Source organism: Brevundimonas sp. C43 (assembly GCF_030732185.1).
Classification (GTDB): Bacteria; Pseudomonadota; Alphaproteobacteria; order Caulobacterales; family Caulobacteraceae; genus Brevundimonas; species Brevundimonas diminuta_C.
In genome coordinates this window covers 101,830-120,143 of the sequence record NZ_CP132231.1, presented here as the reverse complement: position 1 = coordinate 120,143, position 18,314 = coordinate 101,830, and the positions used below count along the sequence as shown (strand labels likewise).

Annotated in this window: 18 protein-coding genes and 1 pseudogene; 17 read left to right on the top strand and 2 right to left on the bottom strand. The window is 63.5% G+C overall.

Annotated features, from left to right (window positions below; all coding sequences use genetic code 11):
• Positions 1 to 92 precede the first annotated feature (92 nt).
• Together Q9R14_RS00625 and Q9R14_RS00620 are read right to left on the bottom strand one after the other, a co-directional pair.
• Positions 93 to 1,460 (bottom strand): OmpP1/FadL family transporter, encoded by a 1,368-nt coding sequence (locus Q9R14_RS00625; RefSeq protein ID WP_306003101.1) that lies wholly within the window; start codon positions 1,458 to 1,460, stop codon positions 93 to 95.
• 162 nt (positions 1,461 to 1,622) lie between these two features.
• On the bottom strand, positions 1,623 to 2,390 hold the full coding sequence (locus Q9R14_RS00620) for a competence/damage-inducible protein A (protein WP_306003100.1): 768 nt from the start codon (positions 2,388 to 2,390) through the stop codon (positions 1,623 to 1,625).
• A gap of 98 nt (positions 2,391 to 2,488) precedes the next feature.
• On the opposite strand from Q9R14_RS00620, the gene map reads away from it, so the two are divergent.
• From map to Q9R14_RS00535, 17 genes and pseudogenes are all read left to right on the top strand, one after another.
• The gene (gene map, locus Q9R14_RS00615; protein ID WP_017504701.1) at positions 2,489 to 3,307 is read left to right on the top strand and encodes a type I methionyl aminopeptidase; all 819 of its coding nucleotides are present in this window, start codon (positions 2,489 to 2,491) and stop codon (positions 3,305 to 3,307) included.
• A 21-nt stretch (positions 3,308 to 3,328) separates the two neighbouring features.
• Positions 3,329 to 4,045 (top strand): hypothetical protein, encoded by a 717-nt coding sequence (locus Q9R14_RS00610; protein WP_306003099.1) that lies wholly within the window; start codon positions 3,329 to 3,331, stop codon positions 4,043 to 4,045.
• A gap of 69 nt (positions 4,046 to 4,114) precedes the next feature.
• Positions 4,115 to 4,573, top strand: a pseudogene (locus Q9R14_RS00605) (RadC family protein); the annotation flags it as partial.
• A gap of 78 nt (positions 4,574 to 4,651) precedes the next feature.
• Positions 4,652 to 7,084: a DNA-directed RNA polymerase gene (locus tag Q9R14_RS00600; RefSeq protein WP_306003098.1), complete on the top strand. Its 2,433-nt coding sequence runs from the start codon at positions 4,652 to 4,654 to the stop codon at positions 7,082 to 7,084.
• Positions 7,085 to 7,129: 45 nt separating this feature from the next.
• Positions 7,130 to 7,426, top strand: coding sequence for a hypothetical protein (locus Q9R14_RS00595; RefSeq protein WP_045811640.1), 297 nt, complete (start codon positions 7,130 to 7,132; stop codon positions 7,424 to 7,426).
• Positions 7,389 to 7,739 carry a hypothetical protein gene (locus Q9R14_RS00590; RefSeq protein ID WP_197071086.1) on the top strand — a complete coding sequence of 117 codons (351 nt, stop codon included), beginning with the start codon at positions 7,389 to 7,391 and terminating at the stop codon, positions 7,737 to 7,739. Before Q9R14_RS00595 ends, Q9R14_RS00590 begins: the two co-directional genes overlap by 38 nt.
• A 206-nt stretch (positions 7,740 to 7,945) precedes the next feature.
• Positions 7,946 to 8,131 (top strand): hypothetical protein, encoded by a 186-nt coding sequence (locus Q9R14_RS00585; RefSeq protein WP_045811638.1) that lies wholly within the window; start codon positions 7,946 to 7,948, stop codon positions 8,129 to 8,131.
• Positions 8,128 to 8,340 (top strand): hypothetical protein, encoded by a 213-nt coding sequence (locus tag Q9R14_RS00580; RefSeq protein WP_045811637.1) that lies wholly within the window; start codon positions 8,128 to 8,130, stop codon positions 8,338 to 8,340. Before Q9R14_RS00585 ends, Q9R14_RS00580 begins: the two co-directional genes overlap by 4 nt.
• 2 nt (positions 8,341 to 8,342) lie before the next feature.
• Positions 8,343 to 8,633, top strand: coding sequence for a hypothetical protein (locus Q9R14_RS00575; RefSeq protein WP_045811636.1), 291 nt, complete (start codon positions 8,343 to 8,345; stop codon positions 8,631 to 8,633).
• Positions 8,634 to 8,650: 17 nt separating this feature from the next.
• Entirely contained in the window at positions 8,651 to 10,168 is a 1,518-nt protein-coding gene (locus Q9R14_RS00570; protein WP_306003097.1) for a portal protein, read from the top strand.
• Positions 10,165 to 11,010 carry a hypothetical protein gene (locus Q9R14_RS00565; protein WP_306003096.1) on the top strand — a complete coding sequence of 282 codons (846 nt, stop codon included), beginning with the start codon at positions 10,165 to 10,167 and terminating at the stop codon, positions 11,008 to 11,010. Before Q9R14_RS00570 ends, Q9R14_RS00565 begins: the two co-directional genes overlap by 4 nt.
• A gap of 250 nt (positions 11,011 to 11,260) precedes the next feature.
• Complete coding sequence (locus Q9R14_RS00560; protein ID WP_306003095.1) at positions 11,261 to 12,214, top strand: hypothetical protein; 954 nt, start codon at positions 11,261 to 11,263, stop codon at positions 12,212 to 12,214.
• Between the two features lie 91 nt (positions 12,215 to 12,305).
• Entirely contained in the window at positions 12,306 to 12,911 is a 606-nt protein-coding gene (locus Q9R14_RS00555; protein ID WP_306003094.1) for a hypothetical protein, read from the top strand.
• Complete coding sequence (locus tag Q9R14_RS00550; protein ID WP_306003093.1) at positions 12,908 to 15,097, top strand: hypothetical protein; 2,190 nt, start codon at positions 12,908 to 12,910, stop codon at positions 15,095 to 15,097. The genes Q9R14_RS00555 and Q9R14_RS00550 overlap by 4 nt, the downstream gene beginning before the upstream one ends.
• 31 nt (positions 15,098 to 15,128) lie before the next feature.
• Positions 15,129 to 15,632, top strand: a complete 504-nt coding sequence (locus Q9R14_RS00545) for a hypothetical protein (protein WP_045811632.1) — start codon at positions 15,129 to 15,131, stop codon at positions 15,630 to 15,632.
• A gap of 13 nt (positions 15,633 to 15,645) precedes the next feature.
• Positions 15,646 to 16,116: a hypothetical protein gene (locus tag Q9R14_RS00540; protein ID WP_045811631.1), complete on the top strand. Its 471-nt coding sequence runs from the start codon at positions 15,646 to 15,648 to the stop codon at positions 16,114 to 16,116.
• Positions 16,109 to 18,313: a M23 family metallopeptidase gene (locus tag Q9R14_RS00535; RefSeq protein WP_306003092.1), complete on the top strand. Its 2,205-nt coding sequence runs from the start codon at positions 16,109 to 16,111 to the stop codon at positions 18,311 to 18,313. The genes Q9R14_RS00540 and Q9R14_RS00535 overlap by 8 nt, the downstream gene beginning before the upstream one ends.
• The last annotated feature ends 1 nt before the right edge of the window (position 18,314 follow it).

The following is an 18,314-nucleotide window of genomic DNA, read 5'->3' as shown; positions in this document are numbered from 1 at the left end:
TTTGCTCCCCGACGCCGTCATGTTGAGACAATAAAAACGGCGGCTCCTGCGAAGGAGCCGCCGTTCTCATATCAGCCGGGGCTGAGCGGACCTCAGAAGTTCCAGGTCGCGCCCAGCGAGAAGCCGACGCCCGAGCCTTGCGCTTCGCCGCGCAGGTTCGAGATGACCAGGCCGTTGCCATAGACGTCGCGGGTGTCGTTGATCGTGGCGGTGTCGATGTCGATATAGGTCACGGCGCCGTCGAAGGTCATCGAACCGACCGTCTTGGACAGGCCGGCGGCGTAGAGCCAGCGGTCGCCGTCCGGGATACGGGCGGTGCGGTGATCGTCCGAGGTCGGGGTCGGGTCGTAGCCCAGGCCGGCGCGGAAGGTCATCGAGGGGTCGATCTTGTAGTCGAAGCCGATGGCGCCGGTGGTGACGTCGTCATAGTCCTGAACGATGGTCGAACGACCGTTGGCGCCATAGGTCACGCGGATGGCGTCAAACTCGCTCCAGCCGATCTGATTGACCTGGGCGTTCAGGGTCAGGCGATCGTTGACGGCGTAGCGGGCCGAGACAGTGGCGTACCAGGGGGTATTGAAGCTGGCCTGGCCGTCGGCCGAAACGTTTGCCGCAGCCAATGCGCCCGTCAGGCCGGAGATGTTCACCGAGCCTTCAAGCTCGTGCTCGATCTTGGAGCGATACGACAGACCCAGGTCCAGCTTGCCGAAGTGCATCTGGGCGCCGGCGTTCCATCCGTAATCCCAGCCGTCGCCTTCCAGCTGGTTGCGGCCGTCTGTGGCCGAGGGGATCAGCACCAGCGGAGCAACGCCAGCAACGGTCGGCAGGTTCGGCAGCGCCGACGACAGGGTCGCCTTGGCGTACTGGGCGTCGAAGCCGGCGCCGATGTCCAACCAGTCGGTGACCGTCATGGCGGCGACCAGGCTGACGTTGGCCGAACGCAGTTCCGACGTCAGGGCGTCGTATCGGGCGAAGTCAGGCTGTTCGTATTTGGTGGTGAAGTTGTAGGGCGCCTGGACGGCCAGGCCGACGTTGAAGCGGTCTCCGATCGGCATGGAGACGGCGAAGTTCGGCACGATGCCGCTTTCGACGACGTCGTGGACATGCGGGTCGCCAGCGACAACGGTGGAGCCGCTGAGGATCGTGCCGGCCGGGAACGGTGGCGTCGGGGCAGGCAGGTTGTAGCTGAGCGTGGAGCCGCGGTTATCGACGTCGGAGTCCAGGATCAGGCCGTGAGCGCCGACGTAAACTTCACGCTGGGTTCCGGCGATGGCGGCGGGGTTCCACCACAGCGACTGGACGCCCTTGTCGGCGCCGACGCCGGCGTTGGCGCGACCCTGGCCGCGGGTCGATTGTTCCTGGACATAGAAGGAGCCGGCCATGGCCGGGGCGGCGACGCCGGCCAGCAGGGCGGTCGTCAGGGCGATCCCGCCCGCGCGGGCGAAGTTCCTGGAGGTCATTTCATACACCTAAGTAAGCGCCGGCCGCATTACGCGCGGTCGATCAGGGGAGGAGCCCTCTCAGCGTTCGCGGCGCGAAAGCGTTGCGGGCAAGGCCCCCATCGGACCGGAAACAGGCGAAACCGTGGCGCCTGAGCCGCACACGATCACGGCTTTGCGAGGTTACGCAGCGGCAACGTCGATGCTCAGATTACGCAGTTCTGCGATCAAATCATGCGCCGCCGCATCGACCTGATCGGCATCGCGGCCACGAATGACCAGTTGGGTTCCGATCTCGCCGCTGCCGCCATGGCCGAACGGATAGCTGCCGAAGGACAGGTCGCGGCGCTGATTGGCCGCCGCTCGCAGCACATCCGCCACCGCCCCCTCGCCCACGCCTGTGACCTTCAAGGTCTGGACATGCACGATCGCGCCGGTGCGCAGGCGCGGGGCCACATCCTCCAGCATCGCCTGCATGATCTTGGGCACGCCGGCCATGACGAAGACATTGCCGATCTGGAAGCCGGGCGCGTCGGTGACCGGATTGGCGATCAGAACGCCGCCCTCGGGAATGCGCGCCATGCGACGGCGCGCGGCATTGAACTCGTCGCCATAGCGGCGCGACAGGATGGCCAGCGCGTCGGGATGTTCGGGCAGGGCCACGCCGAAGGCGGCCGCCACGGCGTCGGCGGTGATGTCGTCATGGGTCGGACCGATGCCGCCGGTGGTGAAGACATAGTCCCAGCGTGAGCACAGCGCGTCCAACGCCTCGACGATCCGGCCGTGATCGTCGCTGACGACCCGCGCCTCCATCAGGTCGATCCCCAATGCCGCCAGAAACCGGGCGATGGTGTTGGTGTTGGTATCCTGGGTCCGGCCCGACAGGATTTCGTCGCCGATGACCAGGACGGCGGCGGTCGGCGCAGAGGCGATTGAGGCGGCGTCGGTCATGCGGGAATCCGGGGGCAGGCTTGAGGTTTCATGCTATAACGCCCATCTGCGGCGAACGGATTGCGCCGTATCCCGCCTTTTGCAGACCGATCGCCCCCATGTACGAAACGCCCGAACTCGAAACCGACGTCCTGGTCCGCTCCAGCGCCATCCGCATCCATGAGGCGGAAGACTTCGAGGGCATGCGCAAGGCCGGCCGTCTGGTCGCCGAGGCGCTGGACATGATCGCGGCCCATGTGAAGCCGGGGGTCCTGACCAGCACGATCGACGATCTGGTGCGCGAGTTCACCCTGGACAATGGCGGCCTTCCCGCCTGCCTGGGCTACAAGGGTTACGAGAAGACCGTCTGCACCTCGATCAACCACGTCGTCTGCCACGGCATTCCCGGCGACCGGGTGCTGAAGGACGGCGACATCGTCAACATCGACCACACCGTGATCGTGGACGGCTGGCACGGCGACTCCAGCCGCATGTATGCGGTGGGCGAGATCAATGCGCGGGCGAAGAAGCTGATCGACGTGACCTATCAGTCGCTGGATCTGGGCCTGGAGCAGGTCAAGCCTGGCAATACGTTCGGCGACATCGGCTATGCGATCCAGAAGTTCGTCGAAGCCCAGCGCATGAGCGTGGTGCGCGACTTCTGCGGCCACGGCATCGGCCGCGTCTTCCACGACAGCCCCAATGTCCTGCACTACGGCCGTCGCGGCGAGGGCGCGGTGCTGAAGCCCGGCATGTTCTTCACCGTCGAGCCGATGGTGAACCTGGGCAAGCCGCACGTGAAGGTGCTGTCCGACGGCTGGACCGCTGTGACGCGCGACAAGTCCCTGTCGGCCCAGTGCGAGCACACCATCGGGGTGACGGAAGACGGACTGGAAATCTTCACGGCGTCGCCGGCGGGGTTGTTCCGACCGAACTGACGGACGGCGGCAGGGGCTCGTATGAAACAGACTGCGATGCCACTGTTTCTTCTCCTCGCCGGTTGCGCGCCAAAGCTCGACCTGGCGGGAACGCTGACTCAACTGAATATCGGCTACAGTCAGATTCCGATCCCGTCGGAGGAGAGGCCCGCCGCTCAGCTTAAGTCTTATTCCACTAGGGATCTGGCGCTTTGGCTTACGCCTGAACGCGCGGATGACATCGAGACGGGGTCCGTGTCGTCGTCCGCGCCGTTGGGCAACGTCATGATCGAACTTGTCGAAATACCGCAAGTGCGTGCGAAAAACGTTTGCGAAACAGCATCAAACAGCTTCATCGGGACGGACCAATCGGTTCAAGGCAAGCCGCTGGTCAACGTATTCAGCGGGTATCGCCAAGTCCTCTATCGCACCGCTGACGCAGGAGGCGGCTGTCGCCAAGAGACCGGCGCACCCCTTGGATTTGCAGCGCCGTCATCCGACACCGCTGCAGACATGCTGCGCGCCTATCGAGACGCTGTCCAAGCCCTGCCGGAGAGAGATCGCGTATTCGACCCATCCACAAATTATCTTTCGTCCAGTCGGATTGTGTCGGCGACGCCTTGCGTGGGCGACACGAAATGTCTCTCCTTCAGGCTAGCTCCATCTCAGGCCGCCCCTGATGGTTGGGAGGTTACGTACCGATATGGTCTGTTACGGCGGACCAGCCTAAATGCCGTGTCGCCACCCCCGGCGTTCTAGCTCGGACATGCCAACACACTCTTGATCATCCCCCTAATTCCGCACAGGTTGCGTTGAGCGGGAGGGATCATGCTCGACGACAAGGCGCCCGAAGTCGGGGACAAGCCCAAGCCGCGCCACGGCGGTCATCGCGACCGGCTGCGTGAGCGGGCGGCGAAGGGGGGCCTGGGCGCCCTGCCCGACTATGAGCTGCTGGAGCTGCTGCTGTTTCGCAGCGTGCCCTACAAGGACACCAAGCCGCTGGCCAAGGATCTACTGGCGCGGTTCGGAGGGCTGGAGGGGATCGGCGCGGCCAGCCATGAGGCGATCGAGGATCAGGTGGCGCGGTCGATGGGATATGCCGTCGGCAAGGCGACGCGGGCGGTGGCGCTGGACCTTCAGCTGATCTTCGACGTGACGCGGCGGATCGCGAAGGAGCCGACGGCGAAGCGGCCGGTGATCTCGTCCTGGACGGCGCTGCTGGCCTATGTCCGCGTCACCTTGCAGCATGAGCCGCGCGAGCAGTTCCGGGTGCTGTATCTGGACCAGTTGAGTGCTTTTTGCAAATAACCCTTTGGGGTGTTCTGACCCGCCTTAAGCCCCGGCCCCGCACGGCTAAATATCGTCGTGCAACAGGAAACCTATCGACAGAAAGTCGCTCGCCAGATCGACCTTGAGAACGAGTCACGCGCGCTGGGCGCCAGCCGCTATCGCTCGAACCGCCCTATGCCGTGGCGCAATGAGTCGCGCGCACCCGACGATGAAGCCGATCTCCCGCCCGGCCGTCAGCTTCTCAAGCTTGCGACCGAACCCACGGCCAAGGCCATCCGCGAGTTTGTCGAGCGCGTCGATCATGGCGGCGCCGCGCGCGGCGTGGATGCTCACCTGATCCTCTCCCAGATCGGCGCGGAAGAAGCCGCCTATCTGACTGGCCGCGTCGCCCTCGACGCAGCAGCCACGGGAAAGAAGTTCACCGTCACCTGCATCGCTGTAGCCGACGCCTTCATCGACCACATCCAGATGGATGGTCTTCGTCAAAGCCGGAAGGATGTCTTCAAGGCGTTGCTCAAATCGCAGCGGAAGTCGTCGTCTCTGGTCACGCGCAAGAAGCGCAAGGGCATCAACAACATCATGATCGCTCACGGGGTGGACCGGACGTTCACCGTGCAGCAGCGCGTCCGCGCGGGAGCCAAGGCCCTCGAACTGTTCTGCGATGCGACCGGCTTGTTCACCGTCGAGACCATCGCCCGTGGAACGAAGATCATTCGCCCGACCGAAGCTGTCTACCGCTGGCTCGAACAGCAACACGCCCGGTGCGAACTGTTGGAGCCGATGCACCTGCCGATGATCGTCCCCCCTCGCCGGTGGACGACGCCTTTCCGTGGCGGCTACGTCACCAAGACGCCGGGCGCCCGCCTCGTGAAGCAGACGAACGCCGCCTATCACGAACACCTCCGCACGGTGGAAATGTCCGCCGTCTACTCGGCCGTGAACACGGTGCAGTCCACGGCTTGGCGAATCAATCGCGCGGTCCTCGATGTCGTGCGCGAAATCTGGGACGGCGGCGGTGTGCTGGGCGGTCTGCCGAACCGTCACCCTCTCGACCTCCCGCCTCGCCCGCCGGAGTTCGCCCATGACGAACAAGTCAAGGCCCGATGGAAGCGTGAGGCCGCCGACATCCACGACCTGAACGCCGCCAATCTGGCGAAGCGTCTGGCGATCAGTCAGCGTCTATGGGTCGCCGACAAGTTCGTGGACGAAGCCGCCATCTACTTTCCGCACAGCGTGGACTTCCGGGGCCGCGTCTATCCGATCCCGTCGTCCGGTCCCAACCCGCAGGGCGACGACATCTGCAAGGCTCTCCTGACCTTCGCCAAAGGCCACCCGATCACTGACGCCGGGGCCGGAGCCTTGGCCGTCCATATCGCCGGTCTCTTCGGCGTCGATAAGGTCTCTCACGACGAGCGCATGAACTGGTTCTGGGCGAACGAGCATCTGATCCTCGACAGCGCGACCAACCCTCTCGACGGCGCCCGCTTCTGGGCGGAAGCGGACAGCCCCTTCATGGCTCTGGCCGCTTGTATCGAATGGTCGGGGTATATCCGCGAAGGTGCCGACTTCATCAGCCACCTGCCGATCAGCCTCGACGGTTCGAACAGCGGGCTACAGCACTTCTCGGCCATGCTCCGCGATCCTGTAGGCGCGAAGGCCGTCAACCTCGTGCCGGATGACCGCCCGCAGGACATCTACTCGGACGTTGCGGCGAAGGCCCAAGCCCTCGCCGATCAGGATGAGGACGAACGCGCTCTCCCGTGGCGGGGCGGACTGGTCACGCGCAAGATCGCCAAGCGTCCCTGCATGACCTTCACCTACAGCGCGACGCGCTTCGGGATGACGGACATGATCTATCAGACGCTGCGAGAACTGGACGCCAGCGGCCAGCCCCATCTCGGCTCGGCCGACAACTACGCCTCGTCCCTCTACATGTCCTACGCCCTGTGGGAGGCGATCTCCGGCACCGTCATCGCGGCCTCGACCGCCATGGCTTGGCTGCGCGAAGCGGCCAAGGTGATGACCGCCGCCGGTCTGCCGATTTGGTGGACGACACCGGCGGGCCTTCCGGTTCTCCAGACCTATCCGAAGGGCCGCTCGTCGCTCGTGAAGGTCTATCACAAGAACAAGATGATGCGGCTCAAGCTGCGCCATGACGCCCCCGGCATTGACGGCCAGCGTCAGGCCAACGGGATCAGCCCCAACTTCATCCACTCCATGGATGCGGCACACCTGATGGCCGTGGCCAATGCCTGTCGCGAGGCCGGTATCTTCGACCTGTCCGTGGTCCATGACAGCTTCGGCGTCCACGCCGCCCGCGTGTTCGAACTGCGCTCGATCCTGCGCGACACCTTCGCGGATCAATACAGCGTGGATCGTCTGGCCATCTTTCGCGACGAACTGATCGCCCAGCTTCCCGAAGCGTTCGCCGCGAAGCTCCCGCCCCTTCCGGCCATGGGGGACTTCGACATCAACGAGGTCCGCCGATCCGATTACCTCTTCCATTGAGTGCTTTAACGCAAAGGATGGACACCTATAAAGAGACCGAAACCTATGATCTTCTCCGACCCTAATCTCGGCGACAGAGTTCGAAGCGCATCGACCGTCGCCGTTCTTCGCGAACCCGCCTTTCTCGTTCTGGACCGTGTGTCTGGCATTGATCCGGCGGACCAGATTCGCGCCACGTTCCTCGCCGCAGTCGCTATGGCGTTGGGCGTAGGGATCGACCCCCACGAAGAAGTCAGCCGCTCGCTCCGCTTGATGTCGGATGCGGAGGCCGACCATACCGTCCACGTTCAGGCGATCCGCGACTATGCGGAAAATGAACTGCGCCGCTACGTTGATCCCTGATGTCGATGTGATCGTCGGATTTGTGCGGCTGATGCAGTCGCCGGTCTCTCACTTCCTCATGCCGACTGACCTCGCCGATGAAGCCTCCGCATGGCTCTTGGCCCAAGGGATCGAGCATGAATGGAATGACCTCTACGTCATGGGGCGTGAACCAACCGGCGGGACGGTGATCTCCATAGCCGACGACCTCGGCGCCGTCGCATTCAGGATGTGGGGTTCCGAAGACGTGCGCGGGCCTCTCGTTTTTGCTGCACTGACTTCTTCAGCGTGCAAGCCGTTGCTGCAAAAGCTGCGTGGCTTCCCCATCCGCTGATAGGTGAACTCCGCATCGCAGGTGTCGCACTTCGCCGTCTCTTCGACACCGACCCTCTTCTGACGAACCTTGACTGGCGGTGGCGCCGCGACGTGTGGCGCCAGCAGTTCGTCGATCCTCGCCGCCCAGCGGCCCTCTGATTTCAGCATCCCCGATTTTACCCCGGATGCCTCCCCACAATCCATTTTCTCGAAAGGGCTGACGCCATGAATTTCGTCCGCGACTACATCCTTCCGCGCCTCAAAGAGCGCAGCACCTACGTCGGCCTCGTGGCCCTCGCCACCGCCTTCGGCATGAGCATCGACCCGACCTATGTCGATGTCGCGCTGGCCATCGGCGCCGCAGTTGGCGGCGTTCTCGGCATCGTCTGGAAAGACAAGCCCGCCGCGTGAGACACCGCCAGCCCACCGCCTACGCCCACTCTCGGCCGTTCCCTGTGACGGTCGCTGAGTTCCTTGAATACCTCGACTTCAAGTTCCCCGAGCCGGAGCCGAAGGCTGGCGACACCCTCGACACCATCATGTTCAAGGCGGGCCAACGCGCCGTCGCCCTCCAGATGCGCCGGGAGTTCGAAGCCTCCCTCAAACGCAAGGAGGACTGACCATGTGCCTCGTCAAAAAGCCGAAGGTCGTCGCCGCACCGGCCGACAAAGAACCGGCGATCATCACCAATCCTTACCTCGACGGTCTGCCCGCGATTGAACGCGCCCGCACAGGCGGCGTCCGCTCCCTGACCATCCCGCGCGGAGCGTCAGGCACGGCCTCGACCGCGCCTCGAACCGCGACAGTTCCGCTGACCCCGACCCTTTCGGGCGGCGGTCTGACCGGCACCCAAACCAATACCGTCACCCGCCCCACCGACACGCTCTCGCTGGTTGGCCGAATGACCCTCTGAAAGCGACCTAATCCCGCATGAAAACCGCAGCCGCACGGTTCAGTGCACTCGCGGCTGCACGTTCTACCGTCTTGGAGAACGCGCGCACCGCCGCGCGTGTGACCATCCCCGGTTTGATCCCGCTTGAGGGTCAGAACGAACACTACACTCCGACCCAACCCTATCAGAGCGTTGGCGCCGATGGCGTCCGCAGCCTGTCGGCTCGTCTTCTGATGACCCTGTTCCCGACGAATGTCGGGTTCTTCCGCCTGAACGTGGACGCCGCCGTGGCGCAGTTCACCGGCGAGGAAAAGAACGCGGTCGATGTCCAACTGGCGCAGTTCGCACAGTCGGCGAACAACCTTCTGGATGACCGTCGCGCCCGTGCCGTTCTGGCCGAAGTGCTTCGTCACCTCGTGATCGCGGGCAACGTCCTGTTGCACATCCCGCTAAAGGATACGCCCCGCATCTATCGCCTCGACCAGTATGTCGTGAAGCGCGATAGCCGGGGCGTCCCGATCCTCATCATCGCCCGCGAAAGCGTCCATGTCTCGACGCTCTCGGCCGAGACCCGCACCGCTGTCGGCCTGACGCTCGATCCCGAGAAGGATCAGACCGTCGATGTCTACACGGTCATCGAAAAGCGCGGCGAGAACCACGCCCAATATCAAGAGATCAACGGCAAGCGCGTCCCCGGTTCGGAGAGCGAGACCCCGATTGAGAAGTCGGGCTGGCTGGCTCTCCGCTGGCTGGCGATCCCCGCCAACGATTACGGCCGCTCGCACGTCACCGAATACATCGGCGATCTTCTGGCACTTGAGGAACTGAACGAGTCGATGATCGCCTACACCGCGATCACGTCGGACATTAAGTTCTTCGTCCAGCCGAACTCGGTCATCGACCTCGACGTGGTTGTGGGTTCGGAGCGCGGCTCCTTCCACACCGGCGAAGCCAAAGACATCTCGGTCTTGAGCCTCGACAAACAGGCTGACTTCATGGTCGCCGAACGTCTGGCGTCAGCCATTGAGGCGCGTGTCGCCAAGGCGTTCCTGATCCAGCAGTTCCGCAACGCGGAGCGGGTCACGGCCGAAGAAATCCGCATGTCGTCGGAAGAGTTGGAGAACACGCTGGGCGGCACCTATTCGGTGCTGTCGGCCGAACTGCAATACGCCGTCGCCACGCGGTATCTTTACATCGCCGAGCGCGAAGACCTGATCCCCACCCTCCCGGCTGGCATCAAGCCGAAGGTCATCACGGGCCTCGCTGCGCTGGGCGCCGCCGCCGAAGTGAACCGCGTTCGGACGTGGGCTTCGGATGTCATGTCGCTGCTTGGCCAAGCCGAGTTCATCGCCAAGGTCGATACGACCGCGCTGATGAACAAGCTGGGCGTCGAGCATGGCGTGACCGACCTGCAAAGCCTCCTGAAATCTCCCGAACAAATCGAAGCCGAACAGCAACAGGCGATGATGGCGCAAGCCACTCAAGCCGCTGCTCCGGGCTTCATGGACGCCGCGATGAAAGCCGCGTCGCAGAACCCTAACCAAGGAACTGAATGAGCCTCGAAACTCCGGTCACTGAGACCGCTTCGGATACTCCGAACGATTATTCCAACCTTCCGGCTTCGGCCTTCCCGGCGGGCGTTGACCCCGCCACCTACGCTCAATCGCTCAACAAGTCGGAGCCGGAAACCCCCTCGAAACCTGAACGTCCTGCACACGTCCCCGAGAAATTCTGGGACGCCGACAAAGGTGAGGCTCGTTGGGAAGACCTCGCGAAATCCTACGCCGAGCTTGAAGCCAAGCAGCGCGGGAAGGTCGAAGACCCGGCCAAGGCCGACAGCCTGAAGATCGAAAAGACCGAAGGCGAGACCCCGGCGGAAGACGCCCCGAACCCGATCACGTCGGCGTTCGAAGGCTTCGCCAAGGTCTATGAAGATTCCAAGGGTCAGCCGGGCGCCGACGACATCGCAAAGATCGTCGCGCTGGGCGTCCCTCAAGGCGTCGTGGACAACTATCTGGCCGGGCTTGAAGCCCTCGCCCGAGAGCAGTTCTCCAACGCCTACGCCGCCGCTGGCGGCGAGGATCAGTTCAACGCCGCGATTGATTGGGCCAAGTCTGGCCTGACCCCTGCGGAACAGGACAGCTACAACACTCTCGTCGAGAACCAGACGACCGCCCGTCAGGGTGTCGAATGGCTCATGGCGAAGTTCAACGCCGCGCGCCCCGCCGAAGGCTCTCTGATCGAGGCCGAAGCAAGCCCGGCATCCGGCGATGTCTTCCGCTCCAAGGCGGAAATGACGGCCGCCATCCAAGACCCTCGCTACAAGACTGACCCGGCGTATAGAAACGACGTGGCGCAGAAACTGTGGCGTTCGAATGCAGCGGGATCACTGCTGTAATCTACCCCTAAGACCACGCCCGCTCGTCCTATCGGGACTTGCCCGGCGGGGCCGCACAGTTCCCCGCGCACATAGGGAACTGACCGTCTTCGGACGGGCGGCCGGTGAAAGCCCGGCCTAACCCTTTCTCCCAAATCAACGCGGAAACATCCGGCTGCGACGAGGCCGGTTCCGACCGCACAACCTCATCCGCCAGCGGACTCCGATTGATCGACGGGAGCCTCAAACTCTCTCTCAATCAAGGAGCCTAATGGCTAACTCCATCCCCTCGCGTCCCGGTTTCAAGACCGGCGGCGCCGCTGGCAACCTCGACCTCTTCCTCGACCTGTTCGCTGGCGAAGTCCTCTCCACCTACGAAGCCAAGACGATCATGCGCGGTCTGCACCGCATCGTGAATCTGAACGGCGGCAAGTCGTATCGCTACCCGGTCATGGGTCAGGCGACCGGCGGCTACCACACCCCCGGCGTTGAGATCACCGGCGACCAGATCGCACACGACGAGATCGTCGTGACCCCGGACGACAAGCTCGTCTCGTCCGTCTTCATCGCCGACATCGACGAAGCCCTGAACCACTACGAAGTTCGCTCGGCCTACGCTGACGAAATCGGTGGCTTCCTCGCCCGTCACTTCGACGCCAACGCCATCCGCGCCCTCATCAAGGCTTCCCGCGATGCTGGCAAGCTGGGTCAAGGCGGCGGCAACGTCACCAACACCGCACTCCTGACGGACGTGACCAAGCTCTTCGACGCCTTCTCCGAGGCCAAGAAGGTCATGGACCTGAAGAACGTCGATGTGGACACCAAGCCGATCTACGGCATGGTCTCGACCGCTCAGTGGTATGCCCTGAAGCAGTCGGACAAGAACCTGAACCGCGACTACAACGGCGGCACCGCCGACGTTCGCAACATGGCTCTGACCACCATCGACGGCATCCAGATCATGAAGTCGAACCTGTCGCCGTTCGGCGTCAACCAGTCCGCCACCCCCGGCGTTCTGGCTCGCTATCAGGGCGACTACTCGAAGACTGTCGGCGTGGTCTGGACCCCGGACGCTCTCGTCACCGCACAGGTGCAGGACGTGTCGATCCAGCACGAAGAGCAGATCAGCAAGCAAGGCCACCTGATCGTCGGTCGCTACATGAGCGGCACGAACGTCCTGCGCGCCACCGATGCGGTCGAACTCCGCACCGGCGCCCCGACCTAATCGGGATCAGCTAACCGCACCAATCAAGGGTCGTCCTCCCCACCGGAGGGCGGCCCTTTTTTCATCCTCGTTCCGAAAGGAGGCCGCCATGATGGCTGCGCCGCTCACGGAACTTGAGGCCGTGAACTCCATGCTGGCCGCTACCGGCCAAGCTCCGGTCAACAGCTTCTCCGGCACGATCAGCGATCAAAACATCGCCCGTGGCCATCTGGCCAACGTCGTCCGCGAGGTCTGCTCGCACGGCTTCTCGTTCAATACCGACGAGAACTACGTTCTCACGCCCGATGTCGAAGGCGTCATCGCCATTCCGGCGGGCGCCATGTCTATCAATCCGATGGACCCGCGCCAGAACCTTGTTCAGCGGTTCCACCCGACCCGCGAACAGATGTGCCTCTGGGACAAGGCGAACCTGACGTGGACGATCAGCGAGCCGGTCAAGGTCCGCATCCGATGGTCCTACAGCTACGACGCCCTGCCTGAACTGGCCCGCGTCTACGCCACCGTCAAAGCTGGCCGCCTCTTCCTCGCGGATTTCGTTGGCGACGCCCAACGCGAACGCTTCGCCCAAGAGGACGAGCAGCGCGCTTGGATCAACCTGCGCCGCGACCAGACCGCGATCTCCGACATCAACATCTTCAACACGGCCCACATCGGCCGAAAGCTGATCCGTGGCCGCCGGGTCTGGGGGTCTGAATGAGCCTGATGACCGGGGCTATCCCGGCTCTCATCGGCGGCGTCTCCCAGCAATCCGATCTCGTCCGGTCCACTGACCAACTCGAAAGCCAATTGAACGGCTGGTCGTCCATCGCGGACGGTCTCGGCAAACGGCCCCCGACCGAGCGTGTCGCCCGGCTGATGGAGACGGCGCCGAACAACGTCTTCGTCCACACCATCAACCGCAACACCCAAGAGCAATACGTCGTCACGATCACGGACGAACGCATCCGCGTCTTCGATAGTCAGACCGGTCAAGAGCGCGAAGTGAACGCTCCCGGCGGTTGGGGCTATCTGGAAGGGATCGCCGACTATGCGGGCGACCTGTCGATGTTCACGGTCGCCGACTACAGCTTCCTCGTGAACCGCCGGAAGGTCTGCGCCATGGGCGAACTCGGCGATGACGAGCAGCCTGACGAAGCCTACCAAATCTGGGTCAACCGCCACTACGGCACCGATGCCAACGGCGTCGCATTCGGTCCCGGCGCCCCTTACCAGTATGAGCCGAACCCGGCTGGCGGCTATCTGACCGGCACGGTTCAGCGATCCGACAAGCTCCCTGAAACGGCGGCGGAAGGCGCGGTCTACCGCGTTCAAGGCGACGAAAGCTCCGGCTTCGTCAGCTACTATCTGCGTCGCAGTGGCGGCGTCTGGAAACAGTGCGTCATGCCGGGCCTCGTCAACGCCATCGACTACCGGACCATGCCTCACGCGCTGATCTCGGAAGCGGACGGCACTTTCACCTTCGCCCCCTTCTCATGGGCGCCGCGTCGTCTGGGCGATGAGTCCACGAACCCCACGCCGGGCTTCATCGGCCGCACGATCCAGAAGGTGTTCTTCTATCAGAACCGCCTCTCGTTCCTGTTCGACGAAGCCGTGGTCATGTCGGAATCCGGCATGTTCGGAAACTTCTGGCGCATGGATCAACTCGACTATCTGGACACCGACCGGATCGAAGTCGGAGCGACCTCGACAAAGGTGGCCAAGCTCTTCGACGCAGTTGCTCACAACGACGGAATCTTCCTGACCTCGGACCAGACGCAGTTCTCTTTGACCAACGGCGAGATGGGCCTGACGACCGCCTCCATCGCCATGCGGCCGACCACGAACTACACCGTCAACACGTCTGCTGGCCTCGCGGCTCTCGGCTCCGAAATCTACTTCGCGGTCGAACGCTCCGGCTTCGCCAGCATCCGAGAATACACCCGCCTGTCTGGCACGGACGCGACCTCGGCCGCCGACGTGACCGCCCATTGCCCGACCTACATTCCGGCCGGTGTCCATGGCCTGATCGCTGCGGACGATTTGAATACGCTCTTTGCGCTAACGCATGGATCGTCTCAGAGCGTTTATGTCTATCAGTTCTATTGGTCCTCTTCGGACGAAAAGGCGCAGTCGGCTTGGCACCAGTGGGATTTCGGGACCGGCACGAAGATCGTCTCGGGCGCCTATCTCAAGGGCGTGCTGTTCCTCGTCATGCAGCGGGCCGATGGCCTGTGGCTTGAGAAGATCAACCTTCAGTCGGGCGCGATCCCGGCCGAGACTACCGCTCAAATCCACCTCGACCGTCGCACCGTCGTCACCGGCGAGTTCAACACGACCGAGAACCGAACCTACTTCACCCTCCCGTTCCGCCCAGCCAAAGACCGTTTTCAGATGGTCCGCACAGCAGGGTTTGGAGGGCGTCAGGAAACGCTCATCGACCCTACGACCTACCAATGGCTGACGGACAACATCGTGTCTGTGCCGGGGTCGGAGATCATGGCGCCGGTGATCGTCGGCGAGGGCTACACCTTCGCCTTCCAGTTCTCGAAACAGTTCGTCCGCCGATCCGATGGCGTGGCCGTCACGACCGGCCGTCAGGTCATGCGATCCTTCACGGTGAACTATGCCGACACGGCCTATTTCAAGACCCTCGTCGCGCCCTATGGGTCAGACGATACCGTCGATGAAGTTGTGCCGACCAAGCTGGCGGATATGACCGGCCGCACCATCGGCGCCGGGCATTTCAAGCTGAACACGCCGACCTATGGGACCGGCCGATACCGCTTCATGGTGTTCGGTCAGAACCAGTTGGCGCGCATCCGCATCGAGAACGACACGCCGTTCGCCTCCACCTTCATCAGCGCAGAGTGGGAAGCGACCTACAACAATCGCGCACGAGTCTGACCGCCTTCGGGCGGTCAGACCCACCTTTCATATGATCGAATTTCACGACCTCGCCGACGTGTCGGCCGAGCAGACCATCGCATGGCTGGAAGACATCTGCGCCGACCTTCGCCCCGGCGATTGGGACGAGATGAAAGCCACCAATCCCATGCTCAAGATGGAAGACCCTGACCCGCTGCATCTGCTCACGGTCAGCGTCATGCAGTCCGTTGACGGCTGGATCATCACCGACAGCGGCAAGGCCATCTGCGTCTTCGGCGCGGCTGACGGCGGGATCGTCTGGATGATCGGCGCGAATGGCATGGAAAGGCCGCGAGCAAAGCTGGCCATTGGCCGGGCCACCCCAAACTTCGTGGATCGCTGGCACCTCTTCTGGCCCCACCTTTCCAACTACATCGACGCCCGCAATCACCAGTCCATTCACTGGCTGCTCTGGGCCGGGTTCGAGATTGAACAAGTCGATCTCACCCACGGGCGCGAACGGCGCCCCTTCTACCTCATGTCTCATACAAGGGAGGGACCAACCCATCTGTGATCCGATCACGGTCATGACGACCCTCGCCGTCGTCGGAACCGCCACCCAAGTCATCGGCGAAATCCAGTCCGCCAAAAACCAGACCCGCGCCATCGACCAGCAGCTTGCACAACAGCAAGAGCAGATCGCCACTCAGCAGGTCGCCGAACTGAACGACCGCCAGCGTCAGGCTCGACGCGAACAGGCCCGCATCAAGGTCGCGGCCGGTCAAGCCGGGCTAAATATCAGCGGTAGCGTGACCGACCTTCTGAACGATTCCGTCATGCAGAACTCGCTCGCCGCCGAGCGCACCAACATCAATGCTGACAACCAGCAGAAAGCGGCCGTCGCCGAAGCGAACTCCATGTATTCCCGCATTTCTCGACCCACGATCCTCGGGGCTGGCCTCCGCATCGCCCAAGCTGGCGTCGGCGGCTACTACCAAGGCAAGGGTATCAAGCTGTCTCAAGACGCGGCTTCGAAAGGTCCGTCTCTGAATGGCTGATCTTTCCCGCAACAGCATCCGCCGCACCGCACAGGACCGCATCACGAACAACCGTGACGCCATCCTCCCCATCAACCGCGAGACCCGCGCGCAGGACGTGCGCGTCACCGCCGACCTCCGTTCCGCCTTCCGGGGCGACGGCGGTCAGTCCGACGCCCTCCGCGACTTCTTCGGCCTCGCTCGCCAGAACGCAGCAGCCTTCTACGAAAACGACATCGCCGAACGCCGCGTTCAGGCGGATGATGACTTCGCACAGGGCCAGACCGACGCCGCATCCGGCGGCGTCATGGACCCGGCCATGGCACAGTCGGTCGCCTACGAACGCGCCTATTACTCGACCACAGCGGCGGCTCGCCAAACCAAGTTCGAGACCGAGACCGCGCAGGAAGTCGAACGCCGCATCAACAGCGGGGCGACGCCCGACGACATCGACGAATTTATGATGGAGCGGAACCGAGAGTTCATCGCCGAATCCGGCGACCTCTTCACTCAACCCGATGTTCAGCGTCAGGTCGCGGGACGCCTGATCCGTTGGTCTGGCGATCTCGATACGCGCGCCAACGCGATGATGAAGGAGAAAACCGACAAGGAACTGCTGGACCTCACCGTCAGCAACGCCGTGTCTGGCCTACAGCGTGGCGATGGTTTCGACCTCGCGGCCGAACGCAGCCGTTTGACCCAAGCGGGTCTGAACGGTGACGCGGTGCAAGAAGCACTCGTCAACGGCGTCGTGGCCTACGCTCAAGAGACGGGTGACACGACCGTCCTTCAAAACCTGCTGGACGCTCGCGACCCGACAGACCCCGATGTCATCGCTTTCAACAACACGATTGAAGGTCAGCCGCTCCCTCCGGTGGAAACGCCGACGCCCGCTGCTCCGGCTGCGGCGCCTACGCGCCAGACCTATGCTGCGCCTCTCGCCAACATCTCGAATGTGTCTTCTGGGATCGGCGCCCGTCGCGCCCCTCTGCCGGGAGCCTCGACCAATCATGGCGGCATCGACATTCCGGTCCCGGTTGGCACCGCCGTCTCGGCTCCGGCCGATGGCGTGGTGGAAGTCGCGGGCGTCCGTGGCCGTGGCGGCAAGACCCTCATCATCCGACATGCAGACGGTTCAACGACAGGCTTCGCCCACCTCGACAACATCGGCGTGAAGGTCGGAGATACCGTGTCCCAAGGCCAGCAGGTCGCCGCATCTGGCAACACCGGCAACAGCACCGGGCCGCACCTGCACTGGACCTACCGCGACGCCAAAGGCGAGCGGAAAGACCCGCGCTCAATGGTCGGCTCCGAGACCCAAGCGATGGCTGCGGCTCCGGCTGAAACTGTCGAGACAGCATCGGCGGAAATCGAACCGGCTCGCCGTCCGCGACTGCCCGGCCGCTCACTTCTGAACCCGGCTCAACAGGTCCGCGTCCTCAATGCCATCGACAGCATCGAGGGTGACACCGAACGCAAGACCGAACAGGCGCGTCAGGCAACCAAGGACGAACTGACGATGGACCTGTGGTCCCGCGCCAGCCGTGGCGAAGACGTGTCGGACGCCATCGAACAGAACGTCCGCTCGGGTGTGCTGGAGCCGGGTGAAGGCATGACTATGAGCAACGCCTTCCGCTCGCTCCGTGACACCACCCTTGAAGGCGAAGCCGACGATGATTTGGTGCTGCGCTACGGCGAACGGTTCGCTGCGAACAATCCGAACTACGCCAGCATCACCGCGCAGGCCGACCGCGATTATCGCGCCGGTCGTTTCGGAACGGGCCGCGCCGCTACCCGCGCCTACATCGAGGTTCGCACCCGTGCGGCCAGCGGTTCACGCGGCGATGCCGGTCGTGATCCAGCCCAACAGCAGATCGTCAGCAACGCCCGTGGATTGGTGTCAGGTTCGCTTCGGTCGATGGTCACGCAAGGCGTCGGCGGCGCCGTTCCTCCGCACATGCTGCGGCTCGTGACCCAAGGGGAAAACGAGTTCGAACGCCGTATCGCCAATGGGGAAGACCCCATGGAAGCAGCCGACGCCATCGTCAGAAACTACGGCGGCTTCCTCCGAAGTGGTGGCGGCACAACCACGCTTGCTGCGGTTCCACCTCCGGGCGGATCGGGCAACACGCGCGCGCCCGGAGCCACCGGCACGACCAACCAAGCCCCCGCGCAATATCAATACATCCCCGGCCAAGGACTCGTCCCGGCCCGATGAA